Source organism: Paracrocinitomix mangrovi, assembly GCF_019740355.2.
Taxonomy (GTDB): Bacteria; Bacteroidota; Bacteroidia; order Flavobacteriales_D; family Crocinitomicaceae; genus Paracrocinitomix; species Paracrocinitomix mangrovi.
The window spans coordinates 1,344,659-1,364,800 of record NZ_CP091819.1 but is presented as its reverse complement, the minus strand read 5'-3'; the positions used below and the strand labels follow the sequence as shown (position 1 = coordinate 1,364,800).

Annotated in this window: 18 protein-coding genes; 5 read left to right on the top strand and 13 right to left on the bottom strand. The window is 33.9% G+C overall.

The annotated features are described in order from the left end of the window. Nucleotides 1-18 precede the first annotated feature (18 nt). Nucleotides 19-1,722 carry a DEAD/DEAH box helicase gene (locus K6119_RS06095; RefSeq protein WP_221836698.1) on the bottom strand — a complete coding sequence of 568 codons (1,704 nt, stop codon included), beginning with the start codon at nucleotides 1,720-1,722 and terminating at the stop codon, nucleotides 19-21. A gap of 276 nt (nucleotides 1,723-1,998) precedes the next feature. Here K6119_RS06095 and K6119_RS06090 point away from each other — a divergent pair, with 276 nt between their 5' ends. The 5 genes from K6119_RS06090 to K6119_RS06070 all read left to right on the top strand — a co-directional run bounded on the left by K6119_RS06090 (nucleotide 1,999) and on the right by K6119_RS06070 (nucleotide 6,651). Further along, nucleotides 1,999-2,955, top strand: coding sequence for a M23 family metallopeptidase (locus tag K6119_RS06090; RefSeq protein ID WP_221836695.1), 957 nt, complete (start codon nucleotides 1,999-2,001; stop codon nucleotides 2,953-2,955). Nucleotides 2,956-3,011: 56 nt separating this feature from the next. Further along, entirely contained in the window at nucleotides 3,012-3,581 is a 570-nt protein-coding gene (locus K6119_RS06085; protein ID WP_221836692.1) for a T9SS type B sorting domain-containing protein, read from the top strand. Nucleotides 3,582-3,702: 121 nt separating this feature from the next. Beyond that, nucleotides 3,703-5,046, top strand: coding sequence for a T3SS (YopN, CesT) and YbjN peptide-binding chaperone 1 (locus tag K6119_RS06080; protein WP_221836689.1), 1,344 nt, complete (start codon nucleotides 3,703-3,705; stop codon nucleotides 5,044-5,046). A gap of 6 nt (nucleotides 5,047-5,052) precedes the next feature. Beyond that, nucleotides 5,053-6,141 (top strand): trypsin-like peptidase domain-containing protein, encoded by a 1,089-nt coding sequence (locus K6119_RS06075; protein WP_221836685.1) that lies wholly within the window; start codon nucleotides 5,053-5,055, stop codon nucleotides 6,139-6,141. A gap of 126 nt (nucleotides 6,142-6,267) precedes the next feature. Then, nucleotides 6,268-6,651, top strand: coding sequence for a hypothetical protein (locus tag K6119_RS06070; RefSeq protein ID WP_221836682.1), 384 nt, complete (start codon nucleotides 6,268-6,270; stop codon nucleotides 6,649-6,651). On the opposite strand, the gene K6119_RS06065 is transcribed toward K6119_RS06070, so the two are convergent. From K6119_RS06065 to K6119_RS06010, 12 genes are all read right to left on the bottom strand, one after another. Then, on the bottom strand, nucleotides 6,648-7,154 hold the full coding sequence (locus tag K6119_RS06065; protein WP_221836679.1) for a GNAT family N-acetyltransferase: 507 nt from the start codon (nucleotides 7,152-7,154) through the stop codon (nucleotides 6,648-6,650). The genes K6119_RS06070 and K6119_RS06065 overlap by 4 nt on opposite strands. Continuing rightward, nucleotides 7,114-8,283 (bottom strand): glycosyltransferase, encoded by a 1,170-nt coding sequence (locus K6119_RS06060; protein WP_237828112.1) that lies wholly within the window; start codon nucleotides 8,281-8,283, stop codon nucleotides 7,114-7,116. Before K6119_RS06060 ends, K6119_RS06065 begins: the two co-directional genes overlap by 41 nt. Next, the gene (locus K6119_RS06055; protein WP_221836673.1) at nucleotides 8,264-9,910 is read right to left on the bottom strand and encodes a PspC domain-containing protein; all 1,647 of its coding nucleotides are present in this window, start codon (nucleotides 9,908-9,910) and stop codon (nucleotides 8,264-8,266) included. The genes K6119_RS06060 and K6119_RS06055 overlap by 20 nt, the downstream gene beginning before the upstream one ends. 8 nt (nucleotides 9,911-9,918) lie before the next feature. Beyond that, nucleotides 9,919-10,242 carry a PadR family transcriptional regulator gene (locus K6119_RS06050; protein ID WP_221836670.1) on the bottom strand — a complete coding sequence of 108 codons (324 nt, stop codon included), beginning with the start codon at nucleotides 10,240-10,242 and terminating at the stop codon, nucleotides 9,919-9,921. A gap of 166 nt (nucleotides 10,243-10,408) precedes the next feature. Then, the gene (locus K6119_RS06045) at nucleotides 10,409-12,106 is read right to left on the bottom strand and encodes a GMC oxidoreductase (protein ID WP_221836667.1); all 1,698 of its coding nucleotides are present in this window, start codon (nucleotides 12,104-12,106) and stop codon (nucleotides 10,409-10,411) included. Beyond that, nucleotides 12,099-12,731, bottom strand: coding sequence for a gluconate 2-dehydrogenase subunit 3 family protein (locus K6119_RS06040; RefSeq protein ID WP_221836663.1), 633 nt, complete (start codon nucleotides 12,729-12,731; stop codon nucleotides 12,099-12,101). Before K6119_RS06040 ends, K6119_RS06045 begins: the two co-directional genes overlap by 8 nt. A gap of 100 nt (nucleotides 12,732-12,831) precedes the next feature. Continuing rightward, nucleotides 12,832-13,119: a hypothetical protein gene (locus K6119_RS06035; protein ID WP_221836661.1), complete on the bottom strand. Its 288-nt coding sequence runs from the start codon at nucleotides 13,117-13,119 to the stop codon at nucleotides 12,832-12,834. A 116-nt stretch (nucleotides 13,120-13,235) separates the two neighbouring features. Continuing rightward, nucleotides 13,236-13,505, bottom strand: coding sequence for a hypothetical protein (locus K6119_RS06030; RefSeq protein WP_221836659.1), 270 nt, complete (start codon nucleotides 13,503-13,505; stop codon nucleotides 13,236-13,238). Nucleotides 13,506-13,686: 181 nt separating this feature from the next. Then, entirely contained in the window at nucleotides 13,687-14,292 is a 606-nt protein-coding gene (locus K6119_RS06025) for a fumarylacetoacetate hydrolase family protein (protein ID WP_221836646.1), read from the bottom strand. Then, nucleotides 14,292-15,161, bottom strand: coding sequence for a 3'-5' exonuclease (locus K6119_RS06020; RefSeq protein ID WP_221836644.1), 870 nt, complete (start codon nucleotides 15,159-15,161; stop codon nucleotides 14,292-14,294). The genes K6119_RS06025 and K6119_RS06020 overlap by 1 nt, the downstream gene beginning before the upstream one ends. Nucleotides 15,162-15,178: 17 nt before the next feature. Further along, nucleotides 15,179-17,902, bottom strand: coding sequence for an OmpA family protein (locus K6119_RS06015; RefSeq protein WP_221836642.1), 2,724 nt, complete (start codon nucleotides 17,900-17,902; stop codon nucleotides 15,179-15,181). Next, a complete protein-coding gene (locus K6119_RS06010) occupies nucleotides 17,902-20,118 on the bottom strand; it encodes a hypothetical protein (RefSeq protein WP_221836640.1) in 2,217 nt (738 codons plus the stop codon). The genes K6119_RS06015 and K6119_RS06010 overlap by 1 nt, the downstream gene beginning before the upstream one ends. Nucleotides 20,119-20,142: the final 24 nt, after the last annotated feature.

The following is a 20,142-nucleotide window of genomic DNA, read 5'->3' as shown; positions in this document are numbered from 1 at the left end:
ACTAAATACTAATGCTGTTTATTTTCTTCTGCGGTTTCTTTCTTTGGAAGATGGTTTTCTTTTCTTTTTACCATTTCCACCTTTTCCTCCACCGTCTTTTGTTACTTCTACATTCATTGATTTTCCTTCAAAGTTCACATCCTGAAGTTTTTTTATAAAGGTTTCTTTGTGTTCCTTATCTCCATCAAAAAATGAGAAGTTATTCATGATATCAATGCGACCAATTGATTTATTTTTCAATCCTGTATTGTCACAAATTAATCTCACTAAAGCTCCTTGATTAAGGCCATCTTTTCTTCCAAGATTAACAAAGAATCTTTCTTTGTCATCATCCATTCTATTGTCTCTGCGTTCTCTTCCATCTCTACCGTCTCTACCTTTTCCTTTAGATTCATTAAAATCTGCATCAAGGTTTTTAGAGTTTGCATAGTAATTCAAAAACTTGTTGAATTCAACTGAGATAAATTTTCTTACAATTTCTTCTCTTGTTAAGTCATCAAATTTTTTCATGACTTCAGGTAGATATTTATCAATTGCTTTATCGTTTACAACTTCGTTTTCAACATTCTCAACTAATTTGAAAAGTTGTTTTTCGCAAATTTCGTCAGGCGTAGGCAATTTTTTAATATCAAAATTGGTTTGAATGATTTTTTCAATACTCTTTAGTTTTCTACCTTCTTTAGTATTGATCAATGCAATAGAAATTCCCTTTTTACCAGCTCTAGCTGTTCTTCCTGAACGGTGAGTGTAATTTTCAACATCTTCAGGAAGTTTATAGTGAATCACATGTGTAATATCATCCACATCAATACCTCTTGCCGCCACATCAGTTGCTACTAAAATCTGAATATGTTTATCACGGAATTTTCCCATTACTCTATCTCTTTGTGCTTGAGATAAGTCTCCGTGTAATGGTTCTGCCGAATATCCTTCTGCCATTAATTTATCTGCAACTTCAGCAGTTTCTCTTCGCGTTCTGCAGAAAATTAATCCGTAAATATTTGGATTGAAATCAATCAATCTCTTTAAAGCAAAGTATCTATCTCTTTCTTTTACAGTGTAAGCTTGGTGTTCAATGTTTTTGTTTGTAACATTTTTTGAACCTACTGTAATTTCAAAAGGTTCCACCATGTAAGTTCTGGCTATTCTGGCAACTTCATCAGGCATAGTTGCAGAAAACAACCATACACACTTATCTTTAGGAGTCTGTTTTAAGATGGTATCAATGTCTTCTTTGAATCCCATGTTCAACATCTCATCAGCCTCATCTAAAACTACAGTATCAATATCATTGATTCGAACTTTTTTACGGTTGATCAAGTCTACTAATCTTCCTGGAGTTGCTACGATAATTTGTGCTCCTCTTTCTAATTCTTTTATTTGTTTTCTAATGTCGGTACCTCCGTAAACAGAAACTATTTTTAGTTTCTTCATTCTTTTACCAAACATTTCCAGATCATTAGCGATTTGAATACACAATTCTCTAGTTGGTGCTATCACCAGTCCTTGTGTATGATTCATTTCCAGATCCACATAATGTAATAGCGGTAAACCAAAAGATGCTGTTTTACCAGTTCCTGTTGATGCTAATCCAATTAAATCTGTAGGATCTTCTAATAAGTGTGGTATTGCTTGTTCCTGAATAGGAGTAGGTTCTTTAAAACCTAGTTCATTGATTGCGGCGAGTAATTCTTCACCCAATCCTAATTCTTTAAATTCCATATGTATTTTGTGTTCCCTTTCCTCATCTCAATCCTTATCCCGAATAAATGGGCACACAACTAAACACGACAGGATTAAAATGTGGTCGTAAAATTTGGTGCAAAGATACGTTAAGTTTCTTGATTGACATCTTTTTTGAAATGATTATTATGTTAACTAATTTTTTAGATCAAAATGAGTGTTAATAACTGTTAACTGTTAGAAAATCAAAAGTTCCTGTGTTTAACATTGAATTAAAATGAATATTTTTGTGCCGAACCTTGAAAAACTAGAGGGATGAAGAACGCTGGATTATTGTTTATTACCTTGATAATAAATCTTGGTGCCTTTGCACAACCAGGAATTCCAATTGACACTTTAGATACGCCAGAAGGCAAGATGTTTATCTATGCTAATAGAACTTGGGAATATGAGCATGACAGAGATTTTGACGGTGTATTGTGTCCTGGAATTGAAGAAATTGTTCAATCTGACTCATCAATGCAATTTAAATCTTATTGGAATACTGATGTAACTATTACTTGTACTACAAATGAGGTTGAGAATATGAAGGATACAGTTTGGCTGTGTACGATTGATACAGTGCATCAAAATTATGCAATTCCTTTTCATGGCAGAATTACATCAAGATTTGGATACAGAAAAGGGAGAAATCACAACGGAATTGACATTGATTTAGAAACAGGAGATACGATTGTTGCAGCATTTGATGGTAAAATTCGTTATGCTCAAATGCATGAAAAAGGATTTGGTAATCTTGTAATCATTAGACACTATAATGGTTTAGAAACTTATTATGCACATTGTGAAGAGTTATTAGTAGCTCCTAATCAAGAAGTGAAAGCCGGAGAGCCTATTGCGCTTGGAGGAAATACCGGTAGATCAACAGGAGATCATTTGCATTTTGAAGTTAGATTTTATGATAATCCTATTAATCCTGAACACTTGTTCAATTTTGAAGAAAAATATGTTGATGATAACCTGTTAGTTCATTCAGGAATATTTGTTCCAGGTAGTTCAAGACACAGTTCTTCATCAGGACATGATGTTGGTGGAGGTTCATCTACCTATAAGGTTGATAAAGATGCCAGAACACATAAGGTGAGAAGTGGTGATTCACTTTACGCTATTGCTTTGAAGTATGGCACAACAGTCAGCAAGATTTGCCAGTTGAACAATATGAAGGAAACTGATATTCTTCAAATTGGTCAAACACTTCGTGTAAAGCCGTAATCAATTAAATGTAACATTTTGTTGTGGGAGTTTGTTTTAGAAACAAATAGCCCAAAATGAAAAGTATTCTAATTACCCTATTTTTTTGTAGCATACATTTATTTTCAAAGTGTCAGTTGACGTATGTTGGAACAGATAATATTTGCTCTGGCTCTTCATTTTTCCTAAAAGCTGAAGGTGACACCACTTTCAAATGGGTTTTAGCGAGTAAACCGGATTCTGTTTTATCGTATTCAGCAATTTTTAAAGACACCATTTATGAGTTCACATCATATTTATTAATTGGTACATCTGATACGGTGGAAGTGAATGTATTTGTTAGTGATTGTTTGGAGGATATTTCATGTCAATATTATGTTCCTAATGTATTTACACCTGATGGTGATGTTTTTAATGAAGTTTTTAAGCCCATTATTAATTGTGATTATTGGGGAGCTCATCTTACAATTTATAACAGGAATCAAAAAGTCATTTATGACGTACAGGAAAATGACCCTGTTTGGGATGGGATAGATCAGAGGACAGGAAATCCAGCATTACAAGGAATATACATTTGGCAATTTAGCTTTGCTAAAACGAATGGAGAAGTTGTTCATTTAGTAGGACACGTTTTACTTTCAAGGTAATTTGATATCAAAATGGTATCTATTGATTATCAATTTTTAAACTTAACATAATTTTATCGTAAAAATCATATTGTTAATAGACAGGATTTACTATCTTGTCTATCCCTAAATTGTAAACAATATGTCATTATTTAAAAAAATGTTCGGAGGCGATAGCGGTGCTCAAGCTACCTCTGAATCGACTACTACTCAATCTTCAACAGGTGGTTTAGTGAGTTTTGGGAGATATACAGATATCAACAAAAACAAAACACAGCTAGATGCATGGAAAAATGCAAACGACCGCTTTAAGGAAAAAAATTATGTAGATTCTTTTGAGCAATTCTTAATTTATTTGAGAGATCCCCAAGTAGACAATGTGACCATTAATAGAAATGGAGACGTTGTAGAATTTGAAATCACACAGGGATCTAAAGTTGTAAGAGGAAAAGGTGATGCTAACAGATTTTATGCAGAAGCACAAATCGTAAAAATGCCTGATCATACAATTCCGGTAATGAGAAAGTTAATGTCTATTAACTATGCCTTGAATTATTCAAAATTTGCCATGAAAGATGATGTAGTGGTAATGAAGTTTAGTTCTCATGCAATAGATGCATCTCCAGGTAAATTGTATGATGCCTTAAAAGAATTGTGTAGAAAAGCAGATCAGCAAGATGACTTGTTAACTCAAGAGTTTTCTTCATTAGAAGAATTTGATACTGATTCAATTATTGAACTTCCTGCAGATATTAAGGAAGCTAAATATGAGTATTTGGTAGGAATGATTCAGTCTACAAAAGAAGAAATTGCGAAACATGATCCTAACTTTATGTCGGGTGGTATTGCCTTTTTATTGTTGAATCTAACTTATAAAATTGATTATTTGATTCAGCCTCAAGGTGAGTTAACTGATGCGTTAGAGCGTATTCAAAGAATGTTTTTTGCTAAAGACAATAAAACTACTCAAGAAAGAAACGTTTCTATTATTGATGAGTTTGACAATATTATCAATACTCCAAAAGAGAAAGTGATGGAAGGAATTTATGATGTTAAAGCAACGTTTGCTTTGGCCAATCCTGCCACCCACAAATCTGTAATGGATATGATGTTCAACGAACGCGATAAAATTGGTTGGTACAGAGATAATAACTATCCTCAAATGGTAGAAGCTATCTATAGCTATATGGTGTCATATGCTTTCTTTAACTATGGTATGGTTTACCCGGTATCTAAGATATTGAATGTTGCCATGGCGGTTATGAATCCTGATTACTATGAAAAATGTGGGTCTGCTGTTAGATTGAACAATAATGGTCAATTAGATGGTGGTAAAATTTCAAATGAAATAAACAACATAGTAAAAGATGCTAAAAAGGATTTTCCTCACTTGGCATTTAACACCGGAACATTGAATTATACTTCAATTCCGTTGTTTATAGATTCATTGATATTGGAATTAGATAAAATTAACTTGTCAAAATAAAGAGAAATGGAAGCAGTAATTGACAGCTATAAAGATATTATCGTTCAGATCCATACACCGGGAGGCTCTGGTTCTGGATTTATTGTAAAAGATAAAGGATTGATTGTTACAAATCGTCACGTAATTGCAGGAAGCGAAGAAGTGGTGATTAGAGGAGAGAATTTTAAAAAGACCCTCGCACAGGTAATTTATACAGATCCGCTAAATGACATTGCATTTTTAAGAGTTCCTGATGGATTTGATGAAAGTGGACATGTCACAATTTCAAATGAGAAAGTAAATGCTGGAGAAAAAATCATTGCGATTGGACATCCGCTTGGATTGAGATTTACAGCTACACAAGGTATCGTTTCTAAATCTGAAAGAAAATTCAACAACGTTGATTACATTCAGGTAGACGCAGCGATTAACCCTGGAAATAGTGGAGGTCCACTTATTAACGAAAGGGGAGAAGTAGTAGGTGTAAATACATTTATTTTTAGAGATGGTGAAAGCTTAGGTTTTGCTTTGCCTTCTGTTACCTTAAATGATATTTTGAGAGAATATGATGAAGGATATCAAAACCAAAGAGCGTCTAAATGTTCGTCTTGTACGAATCTTGTAACAAAGGATTCTTTGCAAGATGGATATTGTCCTCATTGTGGAAATAAATTTGATTTATCTGAATTTGATTCAACTCCTTACAATCCAGAAGGTGTATCAAAAACAATGGAGAGCATTTTAACTTCAATTGGTAAAGATGTAAAATTGTCTCGTGTAGGTAAATCCGCTTGGGATATAGAAGAGGGTAGTGCATTAATAAAAATAACGCACAATACTCAAAACAGATTTATCTATTGTGATGCTGTTTTAGGTTCACTTCCTAAGCAAAACATTGCCAATTTATATGATTACATGTTAAAAGAAAATTATGATCTTGAAGCATTGAGTTTTAGTGTAAATCAACAAAACATTGTTTTAGGAACCATTATTTATGATGCTGATTTAAATGAAGAATCAGGAAAAGAAATATTGGCAGAATTGTTCCAAAAAGCAGATGATTATGACAATTATATGGCTGATACCTTTGGTATGGAATTGGCCGAAAATGCTTAATAAAAGCTAAAAATAGTGAAAGGTGTTATCAATTTGATAACACCTTTTTTTATATTTAATAATCTGGAATTAAATTTCAGTAAATCTCTCATTTATAATATTGTAAGCGGATGTTTTAGATTTGCAATGACTGAATTAAAGATTTTAGAGGAAGCACAATATCTTGAAAAAGATAAGCGTCAGATTTTATCTCAAAGTGCTTCATTATTGGGTTATGAAATGAATAATCTTCAGAGACTTAAGTTTGAAGAATCGAATAGAATCATTTCACTCAATACCATTCAAAGAATTTGTGCAAAATATCATTTAAGCTTTTTAGATTTTAGAGTATATCAAAAGAAAATCCCTACAAAAATTAAAAAGGAAACTAAAAGGATAGAATCTGAATACAAAGTATCTATGGATGTGTTGAGGGTGATTACTCCGAAAGAAATATTTGAGTATACCGATAATGATCCGGTTAAAATTGTCTTAGCTAAAATTCAGGACGGTACTTATATTATGATTTAATCTTCTTGTAGCATAAGCTGCCAAAACCCAACACCATACCAATTTCCAAATTTAAATCCTACTTCTTTAAACTCTCCAATTTTTTTGAAACCACACATTTCATGTAGTTTAATACTTCCATCATTTGGTAAGGTTAATCCGCCAATTGCAGAATTAAATCCTTGTTCTTTTAAAACAGGAATTAAAGCTTTGTAAAGTGATAAACCTATTCCTTTTCTAAAATGATCTTTATGCACATAAACACTTGTTTCTACAGAGTATCTGTAAGCTACACGTGTTCTAAAAATATTAGCATATGCATATCCAAGAATTTCACCATTCACTTCATAAACCAAGTATGGGTACTTTTTGGTAATACTTTCAATTCGCTCAGAGAGTTCAGTAACAGTCAGTTCTTTTTCCTCAAAAGTACTGGTAGAATTAAGAATGTAATAGTTGTAGATGTCTAGAATCTGTTTTACATCACTTTTTTGAAACGGACGAATTGTGAATGGCTGAGTCATAAAATTCAGTCAATTGAGATTTGATAATTTCAGGTCCAAATTTACTTTTTATTTCAGCCTGTATTTCACTGCTATTAAAATTTTGAAATAAATCTGCCATCCTTAGTATCGCTGTAGCTAATTGGTCAGTATCTCCTACATTCACTAGTATTGAGTTATTATCATTTAAGAATTCCTCTGGACCACCACACATTGTAGAAATAACTGGTTTACCTGAATTTAAAGCTTCTGCTACTGCCATACCAAAGGTTTCAAAATTTGAGTTACAAATATAAAAGTGACAGTTTGAATAGGATTGCAGTGTTTCCTCATAAGGTTTTCTTCCAAGAAATTTTACTTCATTTGATAGATTGTAAGAGTTCACTAAGTCCTTTAATTTTTCTTCATCCGGGCCTCCACCTATGATGGAAAGTCTGAGTGCGGAGTTTTCTTCAAAAGCAATTTTAAAAGCCTCAATTAATCCACTCAAATTTTTAGTTTCATCATATAAATCTGCAACAGTTAATATTTCAATATTTTCTGAATTAAATGGACTATTACTGTTTACAGAATTGATAAGATTAGGAATTACAACAGAGTTAAAACCTGTATTCTTTTTAAAACTTGTTTGTAGAAGTTTGCTTACGGTTGAAATTCCTGCCGATTTTGCCAGTACTTTTTGGTAAAGCTTTTTATCAGCTGGATTTTTTTGTTGATATGCACCTGTAAGATGACCGGACCAATGCTCAGTAATTACAAATGGCACTCCTTGTTTATTTAACTTCAATGCTAAAAATGCAGATCGATAAGGAACGTGAACATGACACAAATCTGCTTTAAAAACATCAATGATGTACGCCATTTGCTGAGCTTTTTTGTAGCGTCTGGCATTAATTATTTTTTTTAAAGGACCTTTAGCAGATCTGAAATAGACAGTATGTTCTGTAATTCCGTTGGATTTATCTGTTTCAATATCAAAAACCTGACCTTGGTTTTCAATGGCCTGAACATAAATAACTTCGATATTGAAATTATCCTTTAGTAAAAGTGCTTGCTGTTGAATAAAACTCCCAAGCTGGATATCTGTTTTATTGGGATACCATCTTGGGAGTATTAAGATATTTTTCTTGTCAGAAGTTGATTCCTTCATGATAAACTCTTCGATCTTCACATTCTGTGCACTCAAAGCCATGTCGTCCTGCAATCCATGTAGTGTTTGAAAAGCTTTCGTTATGGCGGTAATAGTTGTCTCTTACCTTTACCAAAATGCGGTCAATATTATCTCCAAATTTAACTTTTTTACCCTTAGGAACTCTGAGTTCAACAATTACCTTTTGGTTCCTCATTTTTTCTTCTTTACTGATGATAAAGTAAGGGGCAAGTTTAATTTGATTGTTGCTTGTTTTGATCTCATAACGAATATCTTCAGCCTTTCTTATAGCCTCTTTATGATATTTACCGTTTGAAGATTTATAAAGTACTACCTGAAAATCACCAGAATCTTTTGCTTCAACAATTCTCAATTCAGGATATCCAAGATATACTTCTTCATTTTGTACTCTAATGAGTTCAGTATAATTCCATACCTGTTGATATTCAATGTAATTAGAGAAGACATCATCTGTAACTGCATCTACAAATATTGTTTCTGTTGAGTCAACATAAACCGGGACATCAAAATCAATTTCTACTTCATTTCTAAAGTTCATTCCTAACTCAATACCTGTTAAAACAAGTGAGCATAAAGCAATGGTCCAGATAATTGAAGTAATGATAGAAACTCGTTTGAATTTTCCCTGGATGTCAAAAAGTAATTTGGTTCCAACAAAAATAAATGATACGATAGGAATAAGAATTACTACTATGATGGATACATAAACTAAGCCACTTCTTCCGTCCGGATAGATAATGTCTAATAATGTTGTAAGATCTTCAACTTGTTCTCCACCAAATAATGGTACTAAACCTGAATCCCCGAAAAGTAGAATGGAAAGGATAAGTATCCCGCCAATTCCGCCAAGAATTAAGAAAACACCTACAATTTTTGATAGTGATCTAGCCATACGAGAACCCGCCCTTACGCCTTTGTTAACGGCGTGTTTCATTTTCTTCCCCGTTTTCCTGGAACTATCTTTTACGTCATCCTTCATTCCTTTAACATGGTCCTTAATGGAACCCAGGTTAATTGGCTCACCTTGCATTTCAAGAATTTCGGCAGTTGTTTTAGCTTCTGGAATTACAATCCATAGGATGATGTAAACTAAAATTCCTGAACCACCTAAAATGGTTAGCAGTACAAAAGCTAATCTTATGAGAACAGGATCTAATCCAAAAAACCATCCCAAACCGGCACAAACTCCTCCAATGGTTCCGCCTTGTTCATCTCTAAAAAGTCTTTTTTTGTTGTGTCTACCGCGATAGTCTTCACTTTTTACTTCTTCGGCTTCAACGTATTCTGCTTCCTCTTCTTTTTCCGTTGAGGATTCATGACCATTAAAATTATCAGCTGTTTCTTCAGCAACATAGTCATCAGGACTACCCATTATTTCAACAATCTGGTCAACGTCTTTTTCTACTATCACTTCTTTGCGATCAGATAAGTTTTCTTGAAACAGTTCGGCAATGCGTGCCTCAATGTCGGCCATAATTTCTTCACAATCGGGCTCATTTTTAAAATTGAGTTTGATTGATTCCAGATAGCTACTTAACTTTTCATAAGCTTCTTCTTCAATGTTGAAGACAAATCCAGCTATATTGATTGAAATTGTTTTATTCATTGCTCTATTTATTTAGAAATTTGCTGGACAGCTTCATGCAGCTCATTCCAGGTAGATTTTAGTTCATTTAAAAATTCGTGTCCTTCTTCGGTTAAGGAGTAATATTTTCTGGGAGGACCTGATGACGATTCAACCCAATTATACTGCAACAAACCGGCATTTTTAAGTCTTGTCAGTAGGGGATATAATGTCCCTTCTACAACTATCAGTTTGGCTTTTTTTAGTTCATCTATAATATCAGATGGGTAAGCCTCTCTTTTAGACAAGACAGTCAGAATGCAGTATTCCAAAATTCCTTTGCGCATTTGCGCTTTGGTATTTTCTACTTTCATCTTCTTGATTAATGTTTTAAAAATTTGCGATCATAATAACTTGATACAAATGTATATAAAAAATATAGTACTATGCAATACAAGGTACTGTATTATTTTTATAATAATTTCTGAATCCCAATGTTTTAAAGGGATTGTAGCAGTAAAAAAAATTAAAGAAAAATTTCTAGGATAGCTTTTTCATGTGTTCTTTGATCTTATCAGCCACTCTAAATGAATTGGCATAGATCATAAAAGTATGAGGTGCAGATCCACCTGTTGGCATGAATGAACCGTCTGTAACATAAAGATTTTTTACTTCATGTGCCTTACAGTTTTTATCAAGAACGGACGTTTTAGGGTCGTTTCCAAACCTGCAACCACCCGCAATTAGATTTGTAGGTGGATTACCGGTAATAGATTTTGTAATGTTTTTACATCCAACTTTTTCTAATACTTCAATTGCCCTGTCAGCTAAATAATTCCCAATTTCCAAATCATGATTAACAAAACCTGTTCTGACTTTAGCTGCAGGATCTCCCCACTTATCGGTCACTTTTTCATCCAGTTCAACAAAACAGTCATCATTAGGTAACCAGTCACAGAATATTTCAAATCTCAATCTTCTTTGATTTACAAAATAATCGTGGATGTTTTCTTTCAATTTTGAACCAATAAGAGGATTACCGTTTTGAGTTCGGTGTCTATATACTTTTGGGAATGGTGCAGAGTGTTCTAAGAGAAAGTCAATATTTCCTCCTTTTATTTTACCTGATTTTGATTCTTTAACCAATTCAAATTCAGGATCATCAATTTCATAGAAATCAGTTAAACCATGGTTAATGAAAGTATTTTTGTTTCTGAGTGTTTTTGCTTTTTCTTCAGACAAATCTTCATATCTGATGTAACCAGATCCGCCTCCTCCTCCTGCAAAAATCATATTTTTTCCTACCTGACCTGAGTTGTTGGCTAATCCATTAGGAAATCTATCAGACTTGCTCATTAAAAGCAATCTGCTACTTTCAATTGCCTGACAAGCTACTACAAACATTTTAGCTTCAACTTGCATAGCAACACCTGTTTCATTATAATAATGAGCTTTAACTATCTGATCATTTTCATCAGTTTCCAATTTAAATACTTTAGCATTTGTGATAATCTCGCAATTACCACTAGCGATAGCATCAGGAATTAAAGCAGCTCTTGAACTACTTTTACCATCACTTGAACATCCAAAACTACCGCAGTAATTGGAATGATAACAGGCTTTTCTGTTATTAAAAGGTTGGGATACAATTCCCCTGGCTACCGGAATTACTTTATAACCCAGCTCTTCACCAGCTTTAATATACCATTCTGCTACACCGTTGTTTACAAGTGGCGGAAAAGGAAAGTCAGGTGTAGATCTTGGTTCAAGATGTTTGTGCTCAACTACTTTACCTGATACACCTACAATTTGCTCTACTTTTGTGTAATATGGCTCAAACTCATCATACTTAACCGGCCAATCAACAATATTGGCACCTTTGATTGGGCCATATTCAGTTAACAGATTAAAATCTTTTGGTTTAAGTCTGTGAAAATATGCAGACATGAAATTAGAAGAACCACCAACGCAACTACCATTTTGAAAAGAAGTTCCTCCATTGGCAGAGTTGTATTTATTAAATCCACTTGAAGATGGTTTCTCAACTACATGAGGTTCATCTTTAGGGCTGGCTTCATAAACATCTCTTCTGGTAACGGTCATTTCATCTTTTGTAAAATCTTCCGTTTTAAACCATGGACCCTTTTCAAGTACAATTACTTTGTACCCGGCTTTACTCAATTCATAAATAACGGGACCGGCACCTGCGCCACTACCTATAACACAAACATCAAACATTGGACTTGTATTTAGCAATTATAGATTCCATTCTAGTTTCTTCTGTTGGTCTTGGTAAGCCAGTGACATGATCTAACCATTTCCAACCACTTTCATCTTTATTTCCGCCATAAATAGGATCAAGAATCAATGATTCTAAAACATAAGTTTGCATTACGTACATCCAATTTTTACCCCAGTCCATTTCCAAAAACTGGTATATGAGTATTTCTTGTTGATCGGAACTCAGATCGTAGAAATGTTGTTCATAAATATGAAGCGCTTGTTCGTCAGCCCAATTTAAACCTTCGATCAAATAATCCTTATCCGATTGTTCAGTATACTGATCACTGAAAACCCATAAAACATATCCAAAAGTATTTAACTCATCAATACCAGGTCCATTGCCATCATCCGGCCAAATAGTATTTAAAATGGATTTTAGTATAGTTGATTCTTCTGCAGAAAGGTATTCATTTGAATCTTCAAGTACTTTTGAACAAGATGTAAACCAGGCAAGTTGGGTTGCAGCACCGGCAACTAAGGCTGCTCGCAAAAATGAACGCCTGTTTGATTCCCACTTATCCAGGTCTTTGAAAGTATCCGGGATAGCTACATTTTTATATATCTGCTTGTTTTTGCTCACTTCCTACAAAATTACAAATCGTCAAATAAGTCTATTAATTAAAGGCCAAAAAAAAGTCCTGTAACAAGACAGGACCTTAATATTTAAGTAGGGAAAAGGCTTATTCACCTCCCTGACAAGCACCTTCTTGGCAAGCACCTTCTTCACAAGTGTGCTCAACAGTATCAGCACCGTCGCAAGTTCCACCGTCACATTGACCATCTTGACAAGCACCATCATCACAAGTGTGCTCGTGATCAGCACCTTCGCAAGCGTGCTCTTCATCATTAGTAGTTTCTTCTGTGTTATCTTCAGCAGCTTCATCTCCGCCACATGAATAAGCCAACATTGCTGTTGAAGCTATCATAACAAATCCTAAGGTTCTAAGGTTTAAGAATGTTTTTTTCATTGGTAATAGATTTAGTTTAGTATTTGACGTCAAATATTGAAGTCCTTACAAATTTAATAAAATAAAAAAAGCCTTTCCGTAATAACGAAAAGGCTTTAATATTGTTCAGGAAGTTCTTAGTGAGCTCCTTCGCAAGACTCTTCAACTTGGTCGCATTGAGCTTCAGCAGTTGAATCTGCAGCTTCACCACCTTCACAAGCTTCTTCACCAGCATTACAAGTATGCTCTTCTTCGTTAGTAGCTTCTTCTTCGTGAGTAGTCTCTTCAGTGTTTTCTCCTTCTGTAGTTCCTTCTTCTTCACCTCCGCAAGCAGCAAAAGCAAACATTGAAGTAGCAGCTACAAGAACAAATCCCATTTTTCTTAAGTTAAGGAATGTCTTTTTCATAACTTTTTCTTTTAATTTAAATTAACAATTGATTAAACGCTTGAATTTCTTAAGTTCCCGGCAAACTTAGAAAAAATTTTTTTAATATGTTCTTTTTTGAACAAATAATTGTAAAGCCTTATTCACAAAAGGGATTCAATGAAATTAATTAGTGAATTAAATTGGCTTAATTTTTAAGTGATTATTTGATGTTTAATTTAAACATTTCTCGGTCTTCAATTTTCCCTACAAGAACATCACCAATATCTACTGGACCAACACCTTCAGGGGTTCCTGTGTATATTAAATCCCCTTGTTTTAGCGTGATATATTTAGAAATATGAGCAATTAATTCATCAAAATCAAAAAGTAAATCTTGTGTATTTCCTTCTTGAACAATTTCATCATTTTTTAAAAGTGAAAATTCTATCTCAGGTCCAAAGTTCGCTTTGTCTATAAATTGCTGAGACAGAACAGCTGAATTGTCAAATGCTTTTGCTTTTTCCCAAGGAAGACCTTTTTCTTTGTGTATTTTTTGTACATCTCTTGCAGTAAAATCTATGCCTAATCCTATTTGATCATAGTAATTAGTTGCATGTTCTTTTGAAATGTGTTTTCCATGCTTACAAACTTTTAAAACCAATTCTACTTCATAATGTAAGTCATTCGTAAACTCAGGATAATAAAAGTTATTCTCCTTTAAAAGGGCAGTGTCAGGCTTGATAAAAAAAATAGGTTCTGACGGAACTTCCGCATTCATTTCTTTTGCATGCTTGGCATAATTTCTTCCGATACAGATAATCTTCATTACTTAGGTTCTTGATTAAACTTGTTCTTCAGTTGATCTAATTTATTGATCATTTGTTTTTCATCCTGCACTTTTTTAGCTTCTTTCTTAGCACGATTTTTTTGAATTAACTTATCTGTAATATCCTTCACAATTTTTTTGGTGTACAGAGGAAATTCATTGTCTATAATCCAACGGTGATAACCTGGCTCTTCATGAAATACTTGCGCTACTGTTTTACCACTATGTTTCCCAAAATTATAGATCACTTCTTTATCGTCATTCAGTGCCAAACGTCCGACAAAATCAATTTTTTGGTTCTTTCCAGTTTGAGAAAATTCAAATAAAAAATCTATGTCATTTTCAACTTCTTCATAACGCTCTATTTGGGCTTTTAGAACCTTATAGGTAGCAATTGTATCGGCTTGTGCTGAGTGCGCATTCTCCAAGTCTTCTTCACAATAAAATTTAAGGGCAGCCTCTAAAGTTCGTTTTTCCATTTTATGGAAGATGTTTTGTACATCAACAAACTTTCTACCTTCCATTGAAAAATCAATTCCGTTAGCTAAGAATTGTTCAATTAAAAAAGGAATATCAAATTTATTAGAGTTATAACCTGCCAAATCTGCATCTCCAAAAAAGTCTTTTATTTCTTGAGCTTTCTCTAAAAATGTAGGACAATCTTTAACATCCTCATTTGTTATTCCATGAATAGAAATAGATTCTTCTGAAATTTCCATTTCAGGGTTCAGTCTTTGTGTGTAACTCTTTTCAGAATGATCTGGTTCAATTTTAAGAATAGCAATTTCAACGATTCTATCATTAGAGATATTTAATCCCGTTGTTTCTAAATCAAAAAAAGCAATTGGCTTTGAAAGGTTTAAATGCATGTAGAAAATTTTGGCAACTACAAAGATAGATATATGTCTGCCATTTCAGGGATTTCTACTTTAATTTCTACTCTTCGGTTTAATTGTCTGGCTTCAGGGTCATCTGAGCCATCAGGTTTGTTTTGTTGAACAATTTCTTTTGTTTCTCCAAACCATAGGTTTTGAATTCTGTTAGGAGCAATTCCTTTGTCAATTAAATATTTGTGAGCAGATAAAGATCTGTCTTTTGATAGCCCCATATTATACTCAGGAGTACCAAACCAATCAGTATGCCCTTCTAATCTAATTGTTACAGTAGGGTTATCTCTTAAATATTCGTAAAGAGCAGTTAATATATCCTTACTCTTATCTCTCAAGAAGTATTTGTCAAAATCAAACAATAAGTTAGCAAAATCTTGACCGCCTAAATTACCTCCTTGTGGATCAGTAGACATTTCTCTTAACTCAATAATGTCAATATATTCTGTATAAGCTAGTTCAGTATTGTTTGGATCAATATGAGTAATAAAGGCTGAGTAAGTAATTTCAGTATCAGACAAATCAAGATTATAAGAAATAGTTGTAGCACTGTTTAAATTAGCTATTGCGTTAGCATCTTGAGGAACATTGGATAAGGTAAATCTTCCATTTGGATTAGAGATGGTTGCGTTTGAGATATCTCTTTTGGTATTAGCCAGATAAACCTTTAACTGTGGTCTAGGATTGTTTGTTTTGTCATTAAAGTTATATACGATACCTTCTAAAGTGATTTCATCAGCACTTCCCATATTGTCACCTAACTGGCTAATTTTAGCATCATCTTCATTTATTACAAGGATGTAATCCTGATTTGGATCTACTTTTTCAAAGGCAAAGTCTCCAAACTCATCTGTTTGTGTCATTCTAACCACTTGATTTCCTTGATTCAATAACAATAGTTCAACGTATTGAACATTCAATACTGAGTTGTGCGAAATATGGCCAGAAATACCTTTAATTGAATTTTCTACTGTTGCACTTCCACTTAAATCAAGATTGTTTCCATATTCTTTTTTGATTTCACTTTCAATATCGAACATGGCATTTTTAAAATGAGCTCTTTGAGCATATGATACACCTGTAGAATCCTTCAAGTAATCAATTGAGATTTCTTGATACAAATTGTAATACTCACATTGTTTAGGAATAGTAAACTCTTCTCTATGAGGGCGAACATCATTGTATTTACTTTGATTCACAATAAGTTCAAGGTAATAAGTTTGCTCAGGCTTTAACACCATTGTGTATTTTCCCGTTCTGGAATCAATTTGGAAAGTTCCTGCTTCTTCACCGGTTTCTTTGTTGATTACTTTAATTACACCCGGAACAGGCAAGTGATTCTCAGCAAAGATGGCATATCCTCTCACTTCTGTTGAAGGGATGTTTTTACATTCAAAGCTGGCAGTATATAAATCCAGATAACCAAATGAACCTGGTCTCATAGATGCATAATATGCTAAGGTTCCTTCTGCATTTTCAACATAATAAATATCATCTCCTGATGAATTGATTGGAGCTCCAATATTTACAGGTTTTGACCAATTGCCATTTTCATCTCTTTCAGTTTTAAAGATGTCATAACCACCCATTGAGTTATGTCCGGTTGAAGCAAAATAAAGCGTTTTACCGTCAGAGGATAGGAAAGGAGCATCTTCGTTGAAAGGTGTGTTAATTACGTCCCCAAGATTCACAGGTTTTTCCCATCCACCATTATCTTTTATTCTTGTGTGGTATATATCTCTACCACCAATTCCACCTTGAGCTCCTTCAGAAACGATAAACATTTCTGTTCCATCATTGGTAATATGAACTGAAGGGTTATGGGTTCCAATGTTTACATTTTGGTTCATTCTTCTAGGAATTCCCCACTTACCGTTGGCATCTTTTTCAGATTTCCAAATACTATTCTTTTTGTAGATAAATAAGGTTTTTCCGTCTGCCGATAAACTAATTGGAGCCTCATGTTGTTTTCCGTCATTTACATTTTGATTGATATATCCTGAAGATTTATCAATGATATCTGCTTGTCCCCAGGTTTCACCTCTTTTTTGAGTGTAAAAAATATCTTCATAATACAATCCGTCCAAGCTTTTCTTTTGTCCCGGAGGTCTTCTTGAACAGAATAAAATCAAGTTTTCATCATTGGTAACAACAGGAGCATAGTCAGGATAATCTGAGTTTACTTTTTGACCCATGTTGGTAACTTGAGCATATCGCTTTTGCTCTAAACCTTTCAAGTCAACACCATTATTACAAACCTGAATTTCACGAATAACCTCTTGTCTTCTTGCCAATCCCTTTTTATTATTAGAGACGTTGTTTAAGAAGATGTTATAACTGGCAATTGCTTCTTCATACTCTCCAACAAAGTGATGCGCCTTAGCTTTATAATAGAAAATTTCCGGGATGGTGTCTTTACCATCTTGACCTGAATATTCTAACGCCTTTTTGAAATATTCAAGTGATTTTTCTCTTTCAATTTGAGAGTCGTAATAAACTTTTCCTGCTTCAAGCCAATATTGAGGTTTGGTGGTATTGGAGGCAGTTACTTTGTCATAGTATGACTTAGCTTTCCAGTATTCACCTTTGTTGTACGCGCTTCTTCCTTTTTTTACAAGTTTTTTTACTTGACTTTCTTTCAATTGAGCATGACAATCCAAGGATTGAAGGTTGACTGTACAAATCAACAACAATAAGGATAATATGTTAAGCAATTTCCTCATTACTTGAATTGAATCTCAAATTTAATGTACTGATATCTTTGGTAAACACTCTGTCTTTCCTGGGCATCATTTTTATAAGATGGTCCTTGAACTAAAGCACTTCCGTCTACAAATCTAATCTTGTTTATATCAATCCCTCTTTTTTCTAATACTTTTATCAAAGTAGATTTTCCTGTCTCTAATCTCTTCTTAGCCAGATCATAGTTGTTTTTATACTTCTTGGTTGGAACTTTTGAGGCACTAGAAGAAATTAATATAGTAACATCTTTACCTGCAGCCAGAAGTTGTTCAATTCCTTCAACATATAAATTCAAAGACTGGTTTTTGGTGTCAAATTTATCCAGGTTGTATCCAAAATTGTATTGAAAAATAGGTGTAGTTAAAATAGTGCTGTATTCCTGAACTGAAGGTTTAGTTTCACACAATGCGTTGAATGTGTAGGTGTCTAAAATATTATTCGCAGAATCAACCAAATTAAGTACTAAATCATCACAAATTTCAAGGTCAGATTCTTCAATCCTGAATATGTGACTTTTTGAAGGGTCTAATTGTTTGTAAGGAAATTGAGCATATTTATTGATAAAGTCCTTGTATAATAATGAGTCACCTTCATAAGTTGATACTATTTGACCTTCTAACAATTCCTTGTATTCAGCATTTTCAAATTCCCATCTTTGATTATTGATAGGTAAGTTGGCCAATTGTGATCCTTCAAGGTTCACCATGTCTAATAAAATTTCATGATGAATTTCTTGATATGAAGAGTTGCAAGGAACATAAAGTTCTGTATTGTAAAACTCTTCACCATCTAGTTTATAATCAATTTGATAAGTGTGACATGGTTTTAAATTTAGTACATATCCACCGTCTCTTCTTCTTGGTCTATATACTCTTGTAGGTGTAGCATCTGTTAGATCCATTACATGGATGGTAATACCTTTTGGTATTTGAGAGTGGTCAGATGTCACAATGAATCCAGATAAAATAGCCACATTTTTGATGTAGTTATTTTCTGTTTCAACCATATAAATATCCTTGTCACCCTGTCCATCTGTTTTCTCAGAAGAATAAAACCCTACCATTCCATTTGCGGTAGTGGTGTAGAAGATATCATCATCAAATGAATTTAATGGATATCCAATGTTTTCAGGTTCTGACCATTGCTCTGCTTCATCCATCTGTGTAACAAAGATGTCAAATCCGCCCATGCTTCTAGGTCCGTTTGAGCTGTAATACATAGTTCGGCTATCTGCTCCAAGGAAAGGAGCATCTTCATCAAATTCTGTATTAATAGGAGGACCTAAGTTATAGGCTTTACTCCAACTTCCATCAGGTAATATTTTTAATCTGTAGATATCTCTTCCACCCATTCCTCCGGGTCTGTCAGAAACAAAATATAAATAATTACCATCAGGACTTATTGTTGCGTGAGTTTCCCAGCTATCCGTGTTTAGTTCTTCTGCAGGAAAAGGAACAATGCTTTGAAAAACGGTATCCTGAATTTTGGAATAATAAATATCACCTCCTTTAACATCTACATATACAAATATCTCCTGTCCATCCGGAGAAACAGAAATGGAGGCGTTATTTTTACGCGGATCACAAAAACCAAGATACTTAGGCTTTGACCATTTTCCATCCATGTCTCTATACGTAACATAAATATCCTCAAAATGCTGACCATTTTCAGGGTTTTTATACTTGTAATTTGTACTGTCTATTCGCAGTCTGTTAGATGTAAAGAATAGGGCAGAACCATCAATTGTAACAACTGGAGAATACTCTCCGAATTGTGTGTTAACATTTGATCCGATATTTCTTATGATAAATGACTCTGGATTGGCCATTAATATTTTGGCAGTGTTACACTGTTCAATCCCCAGTAAACCATATTTATATTTATCGTGTTTCTTCTTAACGTTCTCAATAAAGAAATTATACCTGTACAAAGCAGTATCAACATGTCCATTCACATGACTTGCTTTAGCCAAGTAGTAAAAAAGCTCAGGCGGAGCATTTTTCTCTAGGGGCGAATATGGATTATAATTCTTAATCACTGAGTATTGTGCCTTTTCAAAATAAGGGAGCGCTCCAACTTCATTGTTCAGCCAAACCTGACACATTCCTGCTTTGTAAAGGATATTAGCATTAGTTGGTTCTTTCTCCAACATATACTCCCATACAAATAATGCATCACTGTACAGTTTATCAAACATCAGATCATTTCCAACCTCAAATTG

What these genes read in the sequence shown, in the direction of transcription:
- K6119_RS06095 (WP_221836698.1), bottom strand. Translation starts at nt 1,722, where the DNA reads ATGGAATTTAAAGAATTAGGATTGGGTGAAGAATTACTCGCCGCAATC.
- K6119_RS06090 (WP_221836695.1), top strand. Translation starts at nt 1,999, where the DNA reads ATGAAGAACGCTGGATTATTGTTTATTACCTTGATAATAAATCTTGGT.
- K6119_RS06085 (WP_221836692.1), top strand. Translation starts at nt 3,012, where the DNA reads ATGAAAAGTATTCTAATTACCCTATTTTTTTGTAGCATACATTTATTT.
- K6119_RS06080 (WP_221836689.1), top strand. Translation starts at nt 3,703, where the DNA reads ATGTCATTATTTAAAAAAATGTTCGGAGGCGATAGCGGTGCTCAAGCT.
- K6119_RS06075 (WP_221836685.1), top strand. Translation starts at nt 5,053, where the DNA reads ATGGAAGCAGTAATTGACAGCTATAAAGATATTATCGTTCAGATCCAT.
- K6119_RS06070 (WP_221836682.1), top strand. Translation starts at nt 6,268, where the DNA reads ATGACTGAATTAAAGATTTTAGAGGAAGCACAATATCTTGAAAAAGAT.
- K6119_RS06065 (WP_221836679.1), bottom strand. Translation starts at nt 7,154, where the DNA reads ATGACTCAGCCATTCACAATTCGTCCGTTTCAAAAAAGTGATGTAAAA.
- K6119_RS06060 (WP_237828112.1), bottom strand. Translation starts at nt 8,283, where the DNA reads ATGAAGGAATCAACTTCTGACAAGAAAAATATCTTAATACTCCCAAGA.
- K6119_RS06055 (WP_221836673.1), bottom strand. Translation starts at nt 9,910, where the DNA reads ATGAATAAAACAATTTCAATCAATATAGCTGGATTTGTCTTCAACATT.
- K6119_RS06050 (WP_221836670.1), bottom strand. Translation starts at nt 10,242, where the DNA reads ATGAAAGTAGAAAATACCAAAGCGCAAATGCGCAAAGGAATTTTGGAA.
- K6119_RS06045 (WP_221836667.1), bottom strand. Translation starts at nt 12,106, where the DNA reads ATGTTTGATGTTTGTGTTATAGGTAGTGGCGCAGGTGCCGGTCCCGTT.
- K6119_RS06035 (WP_221836661.1), bottom strand. Translation starts at nt 13,119, where the DNA reads ATGAAAAAAACATTCTTAAACCTTAGAACCTTAGGATTTGTTATGATA.
- K6119_RS06030 (WP_221836659.1), bottom strand. Translation starts at nt 13,505, where the DNA reads ATGAAAAAGACATTCCTTAACTTAAGAAAAATGGGATTTGTTCTTGTA.
- K6119_RS06025 (WP_221836646.1), bottom strand. Translation starts at nt 14,292, where the DNA reads ATGAAGATTATCTGTATCGGAAGAAATTATGCCAAGCATGCAAAAGAA.
- K6119_RS06020 (WP_221836644.1), bottom strand. Translation starts at nt 15,161, where the DNA reads ATGCATTTAAACCTTTCAAAGCCAATTGCTTTTTTTGATTTAGAAACA.
- K6119_RS06015 (WP_221836642.1), bottom strand. Translation starts at nt 17,902, where the DNA reads ATGAGGAAATTGCTTAACATATTATCCTTATTGTTGTTGATTTGTACA.
- K6119_RS06010 (WP_221836640.1), bottom strand. Translation starts at nt 20,118, where the DNA reads ATGTTTGATAAACTGTACAGTGATGCATTATTTGTATGGGAGTATATG.